We start from the raw sequence: 3,421 nt of genomic DNA on the forward strand, positions 1-3,421 counted from the left end.
CTGCCTCTCTTGCGCGGCGAGGGATCGCTCACGCGGGCGTCGATCTTCTGGCACTTCCCCGGCTATCTCAACAACCCTGTCACGCGGGGTCGCGATCCGGTCTTTCGGACACGTCCGGTCAGCGTGATCAACCGGGGGCACTGGAAACTGTACCTGTACCACGAGGAATGGCAGCTCGACGGCGGACGTGACGCGCTGGCCACCAACAACGCTGTCGAACTCTATAATCTGCAGGACGACATCGGGGAACGGATCGACCTTGCCAAAACCCGCGTCGACAAACGCGACGCACTGCTCGACGAATTGCTGGCGTGGATCGCACGGACCGACGCCAAGCTGCCCAGCGAGCGCAATCCGGCCTATGCACCAAGTGCGTCGTCCCCGGCCAAGAAAACAAGACGCACGAAGGACACGGCCCGCAAGGAGAGGACAGGCGCACCGTGAGCCACAAATCAGCGAGCAATACAAAGAGAGCGAGAAGAAAGTTGACAAGGATGAAATTGAAACTAAATCGGCGTCAGTTCATTAGCCTGTTGGCTGTTGGAATTGTTGCCTCCGTTTCCCTGAGGGCCGAAGGGGAAGAAACAAAAAGCAAGCCGAATGTGCTCTACATTTTTGCAGACCAGATGCGATTCTCGGCCATGGGCAATATGGCAGGTGTCTCCGGGGCGGGAAAGGAGCCAGATGCCGTTCGCACGCCGAATCTGGATAAGGTGGCACGGGAGGGCCTGCTGTTTACACATGCCTTTTCAACCACTCCGGTTTGCTCCGCCTATCGTGTGGGTTTACAGACGGGCAAGTATTGCCACAAAGTGGGATATCGACTGGATCCCAAGGAAACTACGTTGGCTCATGTCCTGAAGGCACAAGGTTATTCCACCGGCTACATCGGGAAATGGCACATGCACGGATCAGAGAATAAGCCAAGAGGATTCGTAGAGCCGGAACGTCGAGTGGGCTGGGACTTCTTTGCCGGGCATGAGGTTACGCACCGCTACTTCAACACGTGCTATTACCTGAACAACGACCGAACGCCAATTCCCGTGAAGGATGGAGCCTATGAAGCCGAAGTGCAGACGGATTTGGCCATAAGGTTTCTCAATCAGCAAACCAGAGAAACACCCTTTTGCCTGTTCCTCTCCTGGGGACCTCCTCACAACCCCTACCGACCCCCGAAACGCTACGATACGCATCGGCCGGAGGATGTACCAATCCGTCCCAATGTTGCCGCCGAGTATCGAGAGGCCGCTCGAGAGCAACTGTCAAAATACTACGGGCAGGTCGAAAGCTTGGACGAACTGCTGGGGCGTATTCTGAAAACCCTGGAATCTTTGGGATTGGCCGACAATACGATTCTTTGCTTTTCGTCGGATCACGGCGACATGCACTACTCCCATAAGCATGAGGACTCACCGCGTGGAGCGGGATACAAACGTCGGCCCTTCGAGGAATCCGCACGTATTCCCTTTATCATGCGCTGGCCCCAGCGTATTGCCCCGGGGCAAAAGACGGACCTGCTTTTTGGCTCAGTAAATGTCATGCCGACATTGTTGGGCCTGTGCGGTGCGCCGATTCCGGAGCAGGTGCAGGGCGAGAACCTGTGCGAGGCGATACTGAAGAGCAAACCGGGGCCGGACTCGGTATTTCTCCAGCAGACGGCTTCTGGAAACACCGCATTCCGTTCACCGTGGCGCGCGATTCGTACTCGGAAATACCTGTATGCGACCAGCGGCCACACAGGCAATGGTGGATGGCTTCTCTATGACATGGAAAAAGATCCGTACCAGATGAGCAATCTCATCGATGATCCGGCCTTTTCCCATATCCGAGACAAGCTATGTGCACAGCTCAAGGCATGGCGGGAGAAAACGGGTGATCACCAAGACATGCAAGCGGATCATGAACGCGCCATGCGAGTGATCCCAAATAGACAAAGAAGCCGCCCGCTTTAGCCTGCGGTGAAATACGTTGGTCACTCGATTGACAGGAACACGCGAGCGGGCATTCCCTACAGAATCGCTTGAACTAAACCGCGGGATTGTTGTCGTTGCCAAGTATCCTCGTTGGAACGACAGAAAACGCTGTCCGTCGATTCCGAGGCACAGCTTTGATTGGTTCATCAGAGGCAATGACATGCGAATAGCCCTCCTTCTACTCTTGGTGCTTTCCAGCACGGTCACTTCTGCTCCGCAAGAGCTGGAAATAGACGTTACGGATTTCGGCGCAAATATGGACGGCACCACTGACGACACGGGCGCCTTTCAGAGGGCCCTTGACGCGCTTCCCGATCGGGGCGTACTGAAGATACCTGCAGGCACGGCCATTCTCTCAAAGACCCTATCCATGAAGAACAAGACCGTCGTCATCCGCGGAGCAGGAAGCGGGGTGACACGGCTTGCCTGGACGAAAGCAGGGGGACTGCACCTGGCCGAAACTCGAACCTGGAGGGAATCCAGGGCCCAAAAGGCTTCCTTCTGCGTGAGTGGTATTTCTTTCACGACCAGTGTCGCGGATGGCGGGACCGCCTTGTTCGCGGATTTCACCAGTTCGGATCGTCTCGACCCGGCTTTGACGGTTCACGACTGCCGCTTTGAGGCGCGCGGTGGCAAGGCTTACTGGACTGGTTCCATTCGCGCTCATAATGCCCACATCGGCCGGATCGCCCAATGCAGCTTCCGTGGATCTTCCTCCATAGCGGCCACGACCAAAACCCACATCCACCTGACTGGCAACTCCACCTGCTTTGTCATCGACTCCTGCCACGGCATGAATTCAATCTACGGCGTTCTCGTGGAGGGAGCAACCGAGGGGGTGACCATATCGGAGTGCTTCTTCGTCCATAACCACTACGGCTTTGTGTTGAACATCACCGAGGGCGGCGAACCGATGTTCAACGTGATGAACTGCCATGCGGCATCCGGCGTGTACCCCGTCTGGATCAGGAACGGCAGGAGTTCCTCGATTGTGGGTAACTGCCTGATCCTCCGCCAGTGTTCGGCGTACAAGGCCGGGCCACGGTCACGTGAAGGGATCCGGATCGAAGGGAAGCAGGCTAAGGATGTTATTGTATCGGCCTGCACCATCCAGATCACGGACAAGGATTTCTCAGGTACGTTCACGGGAATCCACGCGGTTGCCTGTAACGGCCTCATCCTCGCGAACAATACGGTGGCGAACAATTCTGAAGCTGATGATGATAACGGACTTGTCCTTGAGAAGGACGTACATCAGGGAGTCTATTCAGGTAATGTCTTCCACCTCCGATCAGGCAGAAAGGTCATCAACCGATCATCCGAAGCCCCCAAGAGCGATAACAGGATCTAAGGGGTCTAGAGGAGAATGACTGCGGCTTCACTGGCAACAAGCGCTACAGGAATCCATAGTAATCTTCGAGGAGGGGTTCAACGCCATGTAGATCGCC

The 3,421-nt window shown here is 55.9% G+C and carries 3 protein-coding genes; all 3 read left to right on the plus strand.

Going from position 1 to position 3,421, the window contains the following annotated elements; genetic code table 11:
• On the plus strand, positions 1-444 hold a 444-nt coding region (locus ACWVCN_RS02600), incomplete at its 5' end, for a hypothetical protein (protein WP_455243953.1).
• A 50-nt stretch (positions 445-494) separates the two neighbouring features.
• On the plus strand, positions 495-1,952 hold the full coding sequence (locus tag ACWVCN_RS02605; protein WP_455243954.1) for a sulfatase-like hydrolase/transferase: 1,458 nt from the start codon (positions 495-497) through the stop codon (positions 1,950-1,952).
• A 181-nt stretch (positions 1,953-2,133) separates the two neighbouring features.
• Positions 2,134-3,324: a glycosyl hydrolase family 28-related protein gene (locus ACWVCN_RS02610; protein WP_455243955.1), complete on the plus strand. Its 1,191-nt coding sequence runs from the start codon at positions 2,134-2,136 to the stop codon at positions 3,322-3,324.
• Positions 3,325-3,421 lie beyond the last annotated feature (97 nt).

Source organism: Petrachloros mirabilis (assembly GCF_975968855.1).

Coding starts and splice junctions, on each gene's coding strand:
- ACWVCN_RS02605 (WP_455243954.1), top strand. CDS start 495: ATGAAATTGAAACTAAATCGGCGTCAGTTCATTAGCCTGTTGGCTGTT.
- ACWVCN_RS02610 (WP_455243955.1), top strand. CDS start 2,134: ATGCGAATAGCCCTCCTTCTACTCTTGGTGCTTTCCAGCACGGTCACT.